At 60.9% G+C, this 14687-nt stretch carries 12 protein-coding genes; 6 read left to right on the forward strand and 6 right to left on the reverse strand.

The window, feature by feature from the left end; translation table 11 throughout:
* Nucleotides 1–68 precede the first annotated feature (68 nt).
* From RAL90_RS05430 to RAL90_RS05450, 5 genes are all read left to right on the forward strand, one after another.
* Nucleotides 69–311, forward strand: coding sequence for a helix-turn-helix domain-containing protein (locus tag RAL90_RS05430; RefSeq protein ID WP_291073264.1), 243 nt, complete (start codon nt 69–71; stop codon nt 309–311).
* A complete protein-coding gene (locus RAL90_RS05435; RefSeq protein WP_306253505.1) occupies nt 308–808 on the forward strand; it encodes a S26 family signal peptidase in 501 nt (166 codons plus the stop codon). The genes RAL90_RS05430 and RAL90_RS05435 overlap by 4 nt, the downstream gene beginning before the upstream one ends.
* Nucleotides 809–1025: 217 nt before the next feature.
* Nucleotides 1026–2954 carry a DUF3363 domain-containing protein gene (locus RAL90_RS05440; RefSeq protein WP_306253506.1) on the forward strand — a complete coding sequence of 643 codons (1929 nt, stop codon included), beginning with the start codon at nt 1026–1028 and terminating at the stop codon, nt 2952–2954.
* 117 nt (nt 2955–3071) lie between these two features.
* The gene (locus RAL90_RS05445) at nt 3072–5033 is read left to right on the forward strand and encodes a conjugal transfer protein TraG (RefSeq protein WP_306253507.1); all 1962 of its coding nucleotides are present in this window, start codon (nt 3072–3074) and stop codon (nt 5031–5033) included.
* Between the two features lie 4 nt (nt 5034–5037).
* Complete coding sequence (locus RAL90_RS05450; RefSeq protein ID WP_306253508.1) at nt 5038–5403, forward strand: hypothetical protein; 366 nt, start codon at nt 5038–5040, stop codon at nt 5401–5403.
* Between the two features lie 154 nt (nt 5404–5557).
* Here the strand turns inward: RAL90_RS05450 and RAL90_RS05455 are convergent, their stop codons facing one another.
* Genes RAL90_RS05455 through RAL90_RS05480 form a run of 6 tightly spaced genes read right to left on the reverse strand, consistent with a single transcriptional unit; the run spans nt 5558 to nt 13983 of the window.
* Complete coding sequence (locus RAL90_RS05455) at nt 5558–6601, reverse strand: hypothetical protein (protein ID WP_306253509.1); 1044 nt, start codon at nt 6599–6601, stop codon at nt 5558–5560.
* Nucleotides 6602–6638: 37 nt separating this feature from the next.
* The gene (locus RAL90_RS05460; RefSeq protein ID WP_306253510.1) at nt 6639–9767 is read right to left on the reverse strand and encodes an efflux RND transporter permease subunit; all 3129 of its coding nucleotides are present in this window, start codon (nt 9765–9767) and stop codon (nt 6639–6641) included.
* Nucleotides 9768–9779: 12 nt separating this feature from the next.
* Nucleotides 9780–11375 carry an efflux RND transporter periplasmic adaptor subunit gene (locus RAL90_RS05465; RefSeq protein ID WP_306253511.1) on the reverse strand — a complete coding sequence of 532 codons (1596 nt, stop codon included), beginning with the start codon at nt 11373–11375 and terminating at the stop codon, nt 9780–9782.
* Nucleotides 11372–12610 carry a TolC family protein gene (locus RAL90_RS05470; protein ID WP_306253512.1) on the reverse strand — a complete coding sequence of 413 codons (1239 nt, stop codon included), beginning with the start codon at nt 12608–12610 and terminating at the stop codon, nt 11372–11374. Before RAL90_RS05470 ends, RAL90_RS05465 begins: the two co-directional genes overlap by 4 nt.
* Before the next feature lie 6 nt (nt 12611–12616).
* Nucleotides 12617–13594, reverse strand: coding sequence for a M56 family metallopeptidase (locus RAL90_RS05475; protein ID WP_306253513.1), 978 nt, complete (start codon nt 13592–13594; stop codon nt 12617–12619).
* Nucleotides 13591–13983, reverse strand: a complete 393-nt coding sequence (locus RAL90_RS05480; protein WP_306253514.1) for a BlaI/MecI/CopY family transcriptional regulator — start codon at nt 13981–13983, stop codon at nt 13591–13593. The genes RAL90_RS05475 and RAL90_RS05480 overlap by 4 nt, the downstream gene beginning before the upstream one ends.
* Before the next feature lie 308 nt (nt 13984–14291).
* On the opposite strand from RAL90_RS05480, the gene RAL90_RS05485 reads away from it, so the two are divergent.
* Entirely contained in the window at nt 14292–14663 is a 372-nt protein-coding gene (locus RAL90_RS05485) for a hypothetical protein (protein WP_306253515.1), read from the forward strand.
* Nucleotides 14664–14687: the final 24 nt, after the last annotated feature.

Here is a 14687-nt window from a genome sequence, read left to right on the forward strand (position 1 = left end):
CCCTGCAAACGCCCGCATGTCTGGCCAATCCTTTCCCAGCACTAACAAGCAAAAAGGAAAGGTGTACAATGACAAGAACGGATAAGAAAAATTCGCATGGAGACAATTGGCCGGAGCTCCTCAGCGTGGTCGAAGCGGCAAAGTTTCTGCGGCTCAAACGTTCCACGCTCGATCATTATCGCTGCGAGGGACGCGGGCCCATCTATCGCAAACATGGCGCACGCGTCTTCTATCCAAAGCCCGATCTCATTCGCTGGTCAGAGCGCAATTCCTATGCGTCCACGTCCGAGCGCCTGCGTGATCCGAAATGAAAAGGCTCAGTCTCTGGCTGACCCTATCGGGCGTCTCTCTTCTGATATTCGGATTGATTTTTGATCCGCTGGATCGCCTGATCTGGAACCGGACAGCAAGCGCGCCAACAGGGCTTTACTGGCTGAGCGACGACCCATTCACCCAAGGCAGTTGGGTCGTCGTCTCCAGCCAGAGCGATGTTGCTGTGTGGGCAGAAACACGCGGATATGTCGGGAAAGACTGGCCTCTATTGAAGCAGATTGCAGGCCTGCCCGGCGATGAAATCTGCCGGAATGACCGCGAAATCCGGATCAATAATCAGACTGTTGCTGTGGCGAAAACCGTCGACTCAACCGGGCGGAACCTGCCTGTGTGGAGCGGTTGTAGCGTGCTCGAGGCTGGTGAACTCTTCCTGCTGACGCCGCACCCGGCGTCGCTGGATGGCCGATATTTCGGCCCTATCAAACAGCAAGACCTGGATGGCGTCGCCATCCCCCTCATGATCGCTCAGGACTGAAAGACTGCAAGCGGATGCAAAGCGATACAAGCGCATGCAACGGGATGAGAAGCGAACCCGGTAGGGCAAGATTGAAGCTATGGCACCACATGGCGCCTAACCCCTTGTCTGCACATCTGTTTTTTGGCGCCCTTTGCACAGCATTGTGGTGCACGGGGTTTCGGGAAAGTCTTGTTTTTATTGAGACTTGCATGGTGCACGGAGAAAGAGCGCCGCAATGAGTAAGGAGAGACCGTTCACGCCGCGACTCGGACGTATCCGTGACCAGGGCGGACCCGCAGGAAAGCGCCTATCACGCCAGTTAAACAAGGCGGGCAAAAGGCTTTCAAAAGGTCCTCGAAAATCGTCCTTCACCGGCGCGCGCTACGGTACGGGCGGCGCGGCGCGGACAGGCGGCTCCAGGCACCGGCATTTATCGCGGGCTCAGATGCGCCGCGTCATCGTCAAAGTGCACATCGCCCGAGCGCGCGGCGCAGGCCCCGGATTATTCCGCGCCCATGTCAGCTATCTGCAACGCGACGGCGTCGACCGCGAAGGGGAAGGCGGCATCCTCTATGACCGCGAACAGGAAGGCATCAGCCCCCGCGACTTTCTCGAGCGCAGCGAGCATGATCGCCACCAGTTTCGCATCATCGTTTCACCCGAAGATGGGGCGCGCATGGGTGACCTCAAACAGGCCACGCGTGAGCTGATGGCAAGAATGGAACGCGATGTCGGGCGGCGGCTCGATTGGGTCGCCGTCGATCACCACAATACCGGTCACCCCCACACGCATATTGTGGTGCGTGGCCGTGACGCACGGATGAAGGATGTGGTCATCGCCCGCGACTATCTCACCAAAGGCCTGCGCGAAGCCGCCGAAGAGCTCGCCACCCAGAGACACGGACCAAGACGCACGCTGGAAATCGCAAATGCTCGCCAGAATGAGGTCGAACAGGACCGCTGGATCGGGCTTGATCGCGAGATCGAAACCCGGCTCGAGCAAGGAAGGTTTGTGCCGGGCCATGCGAACACGAGCGGAGAGCGATTTGACCGGTCGCTGCGGATTGCACGTGTGCGCCACCTAGAATCTCTTGGCCTTGCAAAAGCGGATGGCGCGTTCTCCTGGCAATTGAAAGAGGGCTGGCAAGCCCAGCTTAAACGGCAGGGGCGACGCGGCGATATCATCCGGACCCTGGCGTCAGAGTTTGGGGAGCAAAACATGGCTATTCGCTTTGCTCAGGACAGAGACGATGACGCTCCATCCATTACAGGCATCGTGAAAGCCTATGGCCCGGAGGACGAGTTGCGCGATACGCGCTATTTACTGGTTGAAGATTTTGACGGCGGCATCTGGCATGTGCCGTCAGCGGCGGTGGATGTTCATGCGAGGCCACCACGCGGTGCCGTGGTTGAGTTGTCCCAAGTGAACGCTATGGCGCGGGCTTCGGACAAGGCGATTGCTCTGGTGGCAGAGCAGACGGGCGGCATCTGGTCGGAAGACTTGCACGCCCGCCATGACCCGGGATCGAAACCGGCTTACCGCCTGTCCCTGAAGCGGCGGCTTGAAGCCTTACGCCGGGTAGGTATTGGAGAACGGCTTGCCACCGGCGAATGGCATGTCGATGAACAGTTTCTGGAGCGCGCAGCGGACTATGAGGGGCGGCGTTCCGGCGGCGTCAGATTGACCGTCCTGTCGTGGCTCTCTCCGGAGGCGCAGATCGACCGCCTCGGAGACACCTGGATCGACTCGCTTTCAGAGAATGATGCAGGGCATTCAAAAGCCACGCAGGACTTGAAGTCCCGCCGTCAGGTCTGGCTTCGGGAACAAGTCTATCTTGGTCCTGATCAGTCAGAACTTGGCGAAGCGCAAAGGACCAGGCTGCGTACCCTGGAGCTCAAACGCGAAAGCGAGGCCATTGCAGCGCGCTCGGGGAGAGCGGCTGTCCAGCTGTCTCGCGGCGAGCGCTTTGACGGTAAATTCGAAGGCCATGTGGACCTGGCAACTGGACGCATGGCGATCATCGGCAATGCAAAGGAATTTGCGCTGGTCCCATGGCGCAGCGCGCTTGGACGGCAAATGGGACGGGAGCTGACGATCAAACGTACTGCGTCGGGCATTGGCTGGAGCCTCGATATGGGACGCTCCAGAGGGCTATCGCGCTAGGCGTGTTGGACGGCTTTGCAGAGACTTGCGTGCATTGGCGCGAATTCCCGCTGGTCGGTGCGGGGCGCAAGCGATCATCCTTGGAGAAAGACAAATTGCCCTTTCAAGGAGACCGCCATGACCGGCACAAAGATACTTATTGGCCAGATCATGGTGGTGTTCGCGCTCATCATCGGGGCGGTCTGGCTTGCCACACAAATCACCGCTGAAGACCTTGGCTATCAGGCAGCCCTCGGCGCGCCATGGTTCATGGCGGGCGAGACACCGATCTACAAACCCTGGCGGCTCTTCCAGTGGTGGTACGCCTATGAAGCCTATGCGCCGGAAGTGTTTGCACGCGGCGGCTTGATCGCGGTCTCCGGCTCGGCGCTGGGGTTTCTGGCGGCAATCATTGGCTCTGTCTTGCGCAGTCGCCACGAGCGACACGTGACGACATACGGTTCAGCGCGGTGGGCATGTGCATCCGATCTGAAACGCGCGGGCCTGTTTGCGGATAGCGGCGTGTTCCTAGGACGCTGGCAAAAGCGCTATCTTCGCCATGACGGACCCGAACATGTTATGGCGTTTGCGCCGACGCGCTCAGGTAAGGGCGTTGGCCTTGTCGTGCCGACCTTGCTGTCCTGGACCGGCAGCGCCGTCATCCACGACATCAAGGGTGAGAACTGGGAGCTGACTTCTGGTTGGCGCTCCAGCTTCTCGCGCTGTGTGCGGTTTGATCCGACCGATCGGCGCTCCCCGAAATACAATCCGCTGATGGCCGTGCGCCAGGGCGAGCACGAAGTGCGCGATGTGCAGAACATTGCTGACATTCTGGTCGATCCGGAAGGCTCGCTCGAACGCCGAAACCATTGGGAAAAGACCGGTCACGCTTTACTGGTCGGGGTTATCCTGCATGTCCTCTATGCAGAGGAGGACAAGACACTCAGCGGCTGCGTCCGGTTTCTGTCTGATCCAAAGCGCTCCTTCGCGGTGACGCTCCGCACCATGATGACGACGCCACATCTGGGGGAGAAGGGCGTTCATCCGATCGTGGCGCAGGCTGCCCGCGAACTCCTCAACAAGTCTGAGAATGAGCGCTCCGGTGTCTTGTCGACCGCCATGAGTTTTCTGTCGCTCTATCGTGACCCGGTGATCGCCGAAGTTACAAGCCGGTCCGACTGGCGCATTGAAGACCTGGTTGAAGGGGAGAGCCCGCTATCGCTGTACCTGGTCGTGCCGCCATCAGACCTGTCACGCACCAAACCGCTGATCCGCCTGATTATGAACCAGATCGGACGCAGGCTGACAGAAGATTCGCCGGAGAAAGACCGGCGAAAGCTTCTTTTCATGCTCGATGAGTTTCCCGCGCTTGGACGGCTCGACTTCTTTGAAAGCGCGCTCGCCTTCATGGCAGGCTACGGCATTCGGGCTTATCTGATCGCCCAGTCGCTGAACCAGATCGAAAAGGCTTACGGGCCGAACAATTCGATCCTCGACAACTGTCATGTGCGCATCGCCTTTGCGACCAATGATGAGCGTACCGCCAAGCGCGTCTCTGACGCCCTCGGTACAACAACAGAGCTACGCTCCCAGAAGAATTATACCGGTCACCGGCTTGCGCCCTGGCTCTCCCACATGATGGTTTCGCGTCAGGAAACCCAGCGCGCTCTGATTACGCCCGGTGAGGTCATGCAGCTCTCCGCCAGCGATGAAATTGTCATGGTGTCCGGCGCGCCGCCCGTACGCGCCAGGAAGCTGCGCTACTTCAAAGATGGAAATTTCACGCGGCGTGTCTTGCCGCCCGCGCCGGTGGCATGGGACGACGCAACTTGTGACGCGGAATGGACATCGATTGTTGCTGCACCGCCCTGCAAGGAGCCGAAGACCAAAGTTGATGCGGAGACAGACGGCGTTGCGCTGAAACGCACTAAAGAGCCCGAGCTCGTGAGGGATGATGAGCTTGAGAAACGCGCGCCGGAGCCTGTCGTTGACCCTGATATCGAAGATGAGGCTGATCCAGCGAGCGATCAAAACCTCGAAACGGTAAGACGCGCGGTTGCGGCTGATCGCGGCGACCCTGACGTCCTTCCTGGATTCTGATCCAATGGGAAAGCCGCGCGTCAATATACGGATTTCAACAAAGCTCTACGCGCAGCTCTGTGAGGCGGCAGACAAGCCGGGCGTGACCAAGACGGCGATAGTTGAGGACGCGCTCAAGGCATGGTTTGAACCGGAAGCGAGGTCGGTTCTGGAAGAGCGGTTGCTTGCAAGAGTGGATGCCTTCGATCAACGTCAAGCCGAGATCGAGCGCGACGTCGCCTACACTTATGAGACGCTAGCCCACTATATCTATTACTGGCTCACGCGTACCGAACCCATACCCGAAGGTGAGCGCGACATCGCACACGTCCTCGGACAGAAGCGATTCAATCATTTCATCGGCCAGGTGGCACGCAAGATCGGAAATTGAAACGACAGGATTGCAACCGGGACGGAATTATCATCCGGGTATCAAGCACGTCAGATTGGCCGCGCAACAAAATAGCGCTGCACCTGCCAACGCCCGAGATCACCAGAAAGACGCGTGCGGACTGTAGCGCTTGATCGCGAAACAAGTACAGGCGCTACTCAGCGGCCATCATCGTGAATGACACGGACCGCTCTTCGCCATTCGCCACTGTCTGCAGGAACAGCCGGTGCGGGCCTGGCTCCTTGAAGGTCACTTCGAACTGAAGATCTGGTCCGCCCCGTGAGTTCGCTCCATGGGGATGATCGCCTTCCGGATGGGCATGCACCATTTCCGTGGCGCCTGCATTGAAGCCGACAAGATGCGCATAGGCGCCCATGATCGGCTCCAGTGCCTGGAAGGGTGCGCCGTCTGCGCCTGTGACTGTCACCGTCATGCGGACCGGCGCGCCGACCGTGACCGGTCCATCGGGCTGGAGCGTATAGGTCAGCCCGCCCGCACTTGCGGTCAGCGTTTCTGTCTGCGGCAGCTCAGGGCCTGCAGCCTCGCCCACGATCAGGGCCTCCGAAACCGTAATGGCGTTGCCGCCCATCGCATGGTGGTTGTCATGGTCATCGCCGTGATCGTGATGATCGTCTTCCGCATGGCTGTGGTCGTCTTCGCCATGGCCATGATGATCATCATCTCCGTGATCGTGTTCACCTGTTTCGGCGAGCGTATAGTCCGCCCAGACCCGATAGGTGCGGCCATACTCCGGGGTGAACGTCACCTGATAGAGTCCGTCAGGTCCAAGCGCCGGGTGGGTGTGGGTGTAGTCTTCGAGGGCTTCATCCACGATCAGCACATGCAGCTTGTGGTCATGGACCGTCGCGAGATCTTCAGCGCCGACAGGAAGGCCTTCGGCGTCGGAGAGGATGAGTGAAAAGGTGAAAGGCTGACCGGCGACAGGTGTGTCCGTCAAGGCAAAGCCGAGCACGGGCTCACCATGGGCCGCGTGGTCGTGGTGATCGCCATCATCGCCATGCTCGTGGCCGTGATCGTCCTCTGCGCCGTGTTCGTGCAGATCGCCTGCGTCATGGGCGTGATCGGCATCGGGGCCATGGTCATGCCCATGATTATCACCGCCTTGCGAACACCCGGCCAGCGCGAGGAGGCCGAGCGCGAGCAATAGACTTCTGTGAGAGGGCTGAATGGCTTTCATGGGAGGGCTCCTGGATATCGTGTTTCTGTTTATGGGCTTATTCGGCGGCTTGCGCGACCGGAATGGGCGGCGTCGCTTCGGTGGTTCGCGCCTCCCTTGCGCCAAACCGGGCATAAAGCGCGGGAAGGACAATCATGTTGAGCACGGTCGAGGTGGTGAGTCCGCACAGGATCACCATAGCCATGGGCGACTGGATCTCGCTGCCCGGTTCACCGGCGGCAAGCGCCAGCGGCACCAGGGCGAGCGCGGTGGCGAGCGCCGTCATCAGGATCGGGACGAGCCGCTCCATGGCGCCCTGCCTGACAGCGGCAAGGAAATCCTCTGCCTCGCCTGTGTCCACGAGATGACGGATATGCGCGACCATCATCACGCCGTTCCGCGTGGCGATGCCGAACAGGGTGATAAAACCGATGATCGAGGCAACCGAGAGTATGCCGCCGGAGAGATAGACCCCCGCCACGCCGCCGATCAAGGCGAGTGGCAAATTGATCATAACCAGTGTCGCATCCCGCGCGGAGTTGAACGCCATATAGAGCAGCAGGAATACGCCGATGATCACCGCGATGGACAGGATGGTCAGGCGGCTGGTGGCCGCATTCGCGCTCTCGAACTGCCCACCATATTCGACATAATAGCCAGATGGCAGCTCGACCCCCGCCTCGATATTGCTGCGAATATCATTCACCGTGCTGAGAAGATCGCGGCCCGACACATTGGCCATGACCACGATCTTGCGAGACGCATTCTCCCGGCTGATCGTATTGGGGCCACGGTCGCGGCGAATATCCGCCAGCGCCTTCAGCGGCACCTCCGCGCCGGTCGGCGTAATGAACCGCGCCTCGCGGACCGCATCAAGGCTTTCCACAGCGTCGGTGCCGTAGCGCACGACAAGGTCGAAAGCGGCGCTGCCTTCCAGCACGCGGCTGACTTCAGCCCCTGCAAAGGCGGCCTCGATCATTTCGGCGACATCACCTGTCGCCAGCCCGTATTGCCCGATCACCTCGCGGCGAAAATCCACGATGAGGACGGGAATGTCGGCCTGCTGCTCTATGGATAGATCGACCACGCCCGGCACGGATTCCATCACGGCCCGAATCGATTCCGCCTGGCGGCGCAGCTCGTAAAGGTCCGGTCCGAACAGTTTGACGGCGATGTTTGCGCGCGTGCCTGACAGCATATGGTCAATGCGGTGGGAGATCGGCTGGCCGATCGTGATGTTCATGCCGGGTGCAGCCGAAAACGAAGACCTCAGGTCTTCGAGGAAGTCTTCTTTCGAGCGGTCCCCCATGCGGAGGGCGACGTCGATTTCCGAAGCGCTGACCGCCTGGGCATGTTCGTCCAGTTCTGCCCGGCCGGTGCGCCGCGCTGTAGCGACAACTTCTGGCTGCTGCAGAATGATCTCCTCGACCAGACGGCCGAGTTCATCGGACTGTTCAAGCGAAGTGCCGGGAAGCGTCACGGCACTGATGGTCAGACTGCCCTCGTTGAAATCCGGCAGGAAGGAACGCCCGGCCATGAGCAGGAAGGCGGACGCGATGATCAGGCCGCCTATGGAGAGCGCGGTGAGCACTTTCCAGCGCTTCAGCGTCGCGTCGAGCACCGGCGCGTAGGCCGCCTTCGACATGCGCGAAAGCCATGGATCATGCCCGGCCTTCACCGCGCCGTCCTTCGGCATCAGGATGGCCGAGAGCGCGGGCGTCACCGTGACCGCAACGAGCAGCGAGGCGGCAAGCGCGATCACATAGGCGAGCCCCAGCGGTTGCAGGAGGCGACCTTCGACGCCTGTCAGGAAGAAGAGCGGCAGGAAGACCAGCATGATGATCAGGGTCGCAAAAACGATGGAGCCCTGGATTTCCCGGGTCGCCTCTCCGACAACCGTCAAAACCGGGCGCGGCGCCTCAAGCGAGCGGTTCTCGCGCAATCGCCGCGCAACATTCTCCACCACGATGATGGCGTCATCGACCAGCGCGCCAAGCGCAATCGCCATGCCGCCCAGCGTCATTGTGTTGATGCTCGCGCCCATGGCTTTCAGGCCAAGGATTGTGACCACAAGCGAGAGCGGGATCGCCAGCAGCGAGATCGAGGTCGCCCGCCAGCTCATCAGGAAGGCGAAGACAATTATCAGGACAAGGATCGCCCCGTCGCGCAGGGCGTGACTGACATTGGTCACCGCGACCGAAATAAAATCAGCCTGACGGAAGATACGGGTCTCGATGGTCATGCCGTCTGGCAGGCTCGCCTGCGTCTCGGCGATCACCCGGTCAATCTCTTCAGTGAGAGCGAGCGTGTTCGTATCGGGCTGTTTCTGGATGCCGAGAATGACGGCGTCATCACCGCTATGGGCGCCGGTCCCGCGCTTGAGAGCAGGTCCGATATCGACCGTCGCCACATCACGGACAAGGATCGACACGCTGTCGCGCACGCCAACCGAGGTTGTCGCGATATCGTCAATGGTTTGTGCCCGGCCGATTCCCGTGATCAGGTATTCCTGACCGCCCTGGGCGACAAAGCCTGCGGAAGAGTTCTCGTTCGATCTGGCGACCGCGTCGGTGACCGCCTCAAGGGTCAGGCCATAAGCGGCAAGCCGGGCCGGATCGACCATGACCTGGTATTGTTTCGTGTCCCCACCAATCGGGATGACCTGTGCGACGCCCGGCACGGCGAGCAAGCGTCGGCGCAGGGTCCAGTCAGCAGCGGTCTTGATCTCCATGGCATCATGGGCGTCCGATTTGAGCGCGATGAACATGATCTCGCCCATAATGGAGGAGACAGGCGCTAACACCGGCGGCGGCACGTCTGGCGGCAGCGTCTCCTGTACGAGCTGGAGCTTTTCCGAGACGATCTGCCGGGCGCGGTAAATGTCCGTACCCCACTCGAAATCGACCCAGACAATGGCGCTGCCCACCGATGTGGAAGACCGCACCCTGCGCACGCCGGACGCGCCATTGAGCGCGGTCTCGATCGGGAAAGTGATCAGCGTTTCAACTTCTTCCGGGGCCATGCCATGGGCTTCGGCAACAACCGAGACGGTCGGCGCGGTGAGGTCCGGAAACACATCGACCGGCATCCGCATGGCTTCGATCGCGCCCCAGACCAGAAACCCGACTGCAGCGATCAGAACGAACAGGCGATGGGTCAGCGAGGCTTTGACGATTTGGGTGATCATGTCTTGTGGTCCCTAATGCGCATGGCCATGGCCAGCTTCGGCAGGACCCGATGCGGCAAGGTGGACAAGATAGGCCCCGCGCGAGACGACGCGCTCGCCGGGCTCAAGTCCCGAAGCGATCCCGACCTTGTCGCCATCGCGCAAGGCGATGGTCACAACTCGGCGTTCCCAGTTTTCGCCATCGGCCATGACGAAGACCACGTCCTGGCCCGCCTCATCGATCAGGGCCGAGGCCGGAATGGCAGGACCGGTGAAGCTGTCAGAGGTGCGAACGCCCGCCGAGACCGAAGCGCCCGAGCGGAGTAAGCCGGCGGCATTGTCGAACTCGAACACGATAGGCGCAGTGCGCGAGACCGGATCGATCGCAGCGCGCGCAGAGACGAGACGTCCCTCCATGTCATTCAGATCGTGGACGGCATTGCTGCCGGGTATCGAGAAGAAGGCGCCTATGGGGACGCCAAGCCGCCCCATGTCGGCTTCGGCCACGCGGGCGACAAGACGAAGCCTGTCGTCATTGACGATGTGGAACAGAGGATTGCCGGAACTGGCGAACCCGCCCGGCGTCACATTCACCTCCATCACCCGGCCATCAATCGGGGCGCGGATGACGACCCCGCCCGAGCCGCCTGCGGCGCTGGCGCGGCTGCGCGCGGCTTCAAAGCGGGCTTCGGCCTGGCGTTCGGCTGACCGGGCCTCATCAACGCGTCTTTGCGGCACGGCGCCATCGGCAAACAGGTCTTCAACACGTGTGCGCTCGGTGCGCGCAGCCTCAAGGGCGGCTTCTGCGCTGGCGCGCTCGGCATCGAGCGAGGCGCGGTCGAGATCGCCGCCGAGGCGCGGCGTGATCCTCGCCAGAACATCACCGCGCTTTACTGCAGCGCCGAGTTCCGGAAAGCCGTCCTGAGGAGCGCTGATCACCCCATCGGTCGGCGCGGCGACCCGCGCTTCAGCGTTCGGCGAGACCGACAATGTGCCCGGCGCCGAGACGACACGCGAGAGTGTGGCATCGAGAACAGGCGCGGTGGCGAAATCGACTTTCCACTGCTGCTCTTTCAGGAATGGGATCAGGGTCTCATCGTCGGCCTCTTCGGGCAGTGAGGCGTCAGCCTCTTCAGTCGTGCGATAGACCTGGTACTCACCGAGATCGTGCACGGCGCGCAGATCGCCGGAGATGATCTCAACCGTCACGCGCCGCCGCGCAGCGCTGCGCGGCACGGCAACGGGACGGAAGATCCCGGCCGTGGGCGACGGTCCTGCCCGGAAGACTTCCTCGCCGACACCCCCGCCTGAGAGGCGGACAATCGCTTCGCCCTCGCTGACCGGCGTGAAATCATCGAGCCGGGTGAAATGCGCGGCAAACGGGGATTCACGTCCCACAGCGAAGGGCGGAAATTCGACGAAAAGTTCGCTGACATCGGTAAAGTCGGTGACAACCACGCCGCCGCCATGACCATGCCCGTGATCGCCGTCGTCTTCGCCATGGGCGTGCTCATCGCCGCCATGCTCATGACCGCCCGGGCCGTGATCGTGGCCATGGTCGCCCGCACCACCGCAAGCGGCGAGGCCAAGAAAAAGGAGGCATGCAGAATAAAGGGTGAAGCGGTTCATCGGTCAGTCTCCGGAAGGCGTTCAGCAATGGCGAGCGCGGCAGTGCGCGCGTCCAGCTTGAGGGAAAGGCTCTGGCGCTGCGCGTCGCGGGCCGAGCCGAGCGCATCGATCACTTCGAACACAGCGATTTCACCGCCATTGAAGGCCGACAGAGCAATGCGGCGCAGCTCCGAGGCTGAAGCGAGCGCTCCCGCATCATAGCGTGTCGCGGCCTCGTGCAGCGCGTCTAGGCGATATTGCAACGTCGCAAGATCGGCGGCGACCTGGTCTTCCGCAAGCCTGAGGCGGGCCTCTGCAGCGCTCGCCTCTGCGGCGCGGGCACGATATTCGCCCTGGTTGCGATCAAAAAGTGGCAGCGGGACGCTAAAACTGAGAAGGAGACCGGTTTCATCGAACGGCCCTTCAATCTGCCTGAAGCCCGCGCCAACGGTCACATCGGGTGTGTAGCGGCCAGCCGATCGTTTGCGCCAGTCGGCGGCTTCGGCTTCGGCTTCAAGGGCGGCGATGGCAGGCGAAACACCCGGCAGGTCCAACGGTGCATGATCAGGCAGGAGAGCGCCGACCAACGCCGCTTCTTGCGCGTCGCCTGAACCGATCAGTGCAAAGAGAGATTGGCGTGCCTCGAATACCCGCGCCCCAGCTTGCGCGACGGCGACACCAGCGGCCAGATATTCCTGGCGCACGCGCTCCACATCATAGCGGGAGGCATCTCCGCCAGCCTGCCTGCGCTCTGTCGCAGCAAGCAGACCTTCGAGTTCGTCCCGGTAGCGCGTTTCAATCGTCAGAGCTTCGTCCGCAGCCAGCGCGGCATAGAACCGACGACGCGCCTCGGCATCAATCCGTGCCCGTTCGCTGACCGCGCTCAGCGTTGCGGCCTGAAGATCAGCTTGCGCTCCACGGGTATTGAGCGCGCGCCGACCGGAGACATCGAAGGTCTGCTCAAGCTGGACGAAAGTCTCAGAGCCGTCTCCCGCAAACCCCTCGACACCTTCGCGCTCGAGGCTGAGCGTTGGGTTTGACCAGGTCCGCGCCGAGGTCAGGTTTCCCTCCGCGACGCCGATGGGGGCGTCAATCAGCTGGCTCGCCTCGGGGCGCTCCAGCGCCAGCCTTGCGGCTTCGTCTGCAGTTAGGGTTTGCGCAAAGGCAGGGGATGCGAATAGCGCCAGAACGGGCAGGACAAAAAGCCGATGAAGGATCGGTTTTTTTGGCACGGCAAGTCGGGAGAAAGGTTTCATGGAGGGTCAGTTCTGCAGGGAGATGAAAAGGGATTCGATTTCGTGATGGACCGGTTCGGCTGCCACTAGCAGGGCCAGTGCGCCGATCAGAAGAAGGCAGGAAAACATGATGACAGCAGGCCGTGTCATGCCGAACTCCGGTGCAACCAGTGCGCGGGTGCGCGCTTCGATATCGGAATGGTCAAAGGCGGTGCAAAGCGGCAGGCTTTCGCCGCCGAGGGAGTGTTTCAGGCGCTCGACTTTGAGCAGCGTCTCTGCTGTGGGCACTGCGCCGAACGCCTTCGCCGCCGCCCGGTCGCAGATTTGTTCCTGCGCCAGTTCAAGCTCCGCCAGAAGTCGCGTTTTCATGTGCGGCAGGTGACCCAGGCTGAAGACCGAGACCAGCAGGCGAATGAGCGAGTCCCGGCGCTGGCCATGGGCGGCCTCATGGGCGATCACGACCTCAACATCGGATCGATCAAGCCGCTTAACGAGCCCTTCGCTTATAAAGATGCGGGGGCGTAGTAATCCTGCCGAGACTGCAACAATGCGATCCGTCACGAGGCGCGAGGCTCTGCCATTGCGCGAAGAACATGCGGCGCCCAGCAGACGTTGGCTTTGTGTTGATTGGCTCACCAGATCGAACAGAGAAAGCGCTATCCAGACGATTAGCGCGCCTAGCGTCCCGGCGCCGAGCGCTATGAGCAGCACGGAATTCTCCGCACGTGCATGGGACGAACAGATCGCGAGGTCAGCGTGACAATGATGGCTGACGAGATCAAACGGCAGAGCATGCGGCGACCAGGCAACCAGCTTCGCACCAAGAATGCCTGCAATCAGGGGCGCAGGGGCGGAGAGCACGAGGATTACCGACCGGACCCAGGGAGAGACCTTGCGCAGAGGGCGCATAGAAAACGGACCGACAAGGCCCAGAACGAGGCCCGCCGCTATGGCGATCCCGCACCCGCTAAGAACAGCGATCCATATGTCCGCCCAGCCAATCATTCCGTGGACTGCGCCTTCCTGGCCTCAGCGACAAGTTGTTCAAGGGCCGCCAGCGTTTCCGGTGTCGCAGAAGCGGTCAGTCCCGCAAAAGCGGCGAGCAATCCCTCGCCCTTCCGATGGGTGAAGCGGCCGACGGCCTCGTCAACCAGTCTTGCCATCACGGTTTCGCGTGTCTGCGCAGGGGCATAGACGTAGGCATGCGAAACCTTCTCGCGCGTCAGCAAACCCTTGCGTTGAAGCCGTTCAAGCGTCGATTGGACCGTTGACAAGGAAATGCCGCGAGACTTGCCAAAGTGTTCATGCAGGACCCGCGCATCGGCGTCCCCGCGCGCCCAGATCGCCTCCAGGGTCGCAATTTCCAGATCGCCAAGTTTCAATGCGGATTTCACCAAGTCGCCTCCAGATGGTTCATTTTATTCTTAAAGAGCTAAAGACCGATTAACAATCGGTTTTTATTTGTCTGGCGTTTCACCAATTGAGCAGGTTGTGCTATCGATGAATTTCGACCTGTGAAAGGTCAGCTGGAGCTGGTCTACAAAATTGTGGACCAAAATCAGACCAAACTGAGGACCAAGAATCGATTTTTAATCACGTAAGTGATTGAAAATATTGGATAAAAAATATGGAATGTGGCACGTTAGACGCGCCGTTGCGGCTGATCGCGGCGACCCTGATGTGCTTCCGGGGTTCTGAGCCAATGGGAAAGCCGCGCGTCAATATCAGGATTTCGACAAAGCTTTATGCGCAACTGTGTGAGGCGGCAGACAAGCCGGGCGCGACCAAGACGGCAATCGTCGAAGATGCGCTTCGAGCTTGGTTTGACCCCGAAGTGCGTTCGTTGTTGGAGGAGCGGCTGCTCGCGCGCATGGACGCCTACGATCAGCGTCAGGCGGACATGGAAAAAGATCTTGCCTATACGTACGCCACGTTGTCGCATTTTGTGTATTATTGGCTGACGCGGACAGAGCCTATTCCCGAGGGTGAACGGGACATTGCTCACGCACTAGGGCAGAGGCGATTGGAGTATTTTAATGAGCAGGTAAGTAGGAAGGTATCTGACGGTAGCTGAAAGATGTTGCCTGAAATGGGCGGG

The organism is Parvularcula sp. IMCC14364 (assembly GCF_030758415.1).
In the GTDB taxonomy this organism is placed as follows: Bacteria; Pseudomonadota; Alphaproteobacteria; order Caulobacterales; family Parvularculaceae; genus Aquisalinus.

Coding starts and splice junctions, on each gene's coding strand:
- RAL90_RS05430 (WP_291073264.1), top strand. CDS start 69: ATGACAAGAACGGATAAGAAAAATTCGCATGGAGACAATTGGCCGGAG.
- RAL90_RS05435 (WP_306253505.1), top strand. CDS start 308: ATGAAAAGGCTCAGTCTCTGGCTGACCCTATCGGGCGTCTCTCTTCTG.
- RAL90_RS05440 (WP_306253506.1), top strand. CDS start 1,026: ATGAGTAAGGAGAGACCGTTCACGCCGCGACTCGGACGTATCCGTGAC.
- RAL90_RS05445 (WP_306253507.1), top strand. CDS start 3,072: ATGACCGGCACAAAGATACTTATTGGCCAGATCATGGTGGTGTTCGCG.
- RAL90_RS05450 (WP_306253508.1), top strand. CDS start 5,038: ATGGGAAAGCCGCGCGTCAATATACGGATTTCAACAAAGCTCTACGCG.
- RAL90_RS05455 (WP_306253509.1), bottom strand. CDS start 6,601: ATGAAAGCCATTCAGCCCTCTCACAGAAGTCTATTGCTCGCGCTCGGC.
- RAL90_RS05460 (WP_306253510.1), bottom strand. CDS start 9,767: ATGATCACCCAAATCGTCAAAGCCTCGCTGACCCATCGCCTGTTCGTT.
- RAL90_RS05465 (WP_306253511.1), bottom strand. CDS start 11,375: ATGAACCGCTTCACCCTTTATTCTGCATGCCTCCTTTTTCTTGGCCTC.
- RAL90_RS05470 (WP_306253512.1), bottom strand. CDS start 12,610: ATGAAACCTTTCTCCCGACTTGCCGTGCCAAAAAAACCGATCCTTCAT.
- RAL90_RS05475 (WP_306253513.1), bottom strand. CDS start 13,594: ATGATTGGCTGGGCGGACATATGGATCGCTGTTCTTAGCGGGTGCGGG.
- RAL90_RS05485 (WP_306253515.1), top strand. CDS start 14,292: ATGGGAAAGCCGCGCGTCAATATCAGGATTTCGACAAAGCTTTATGCG.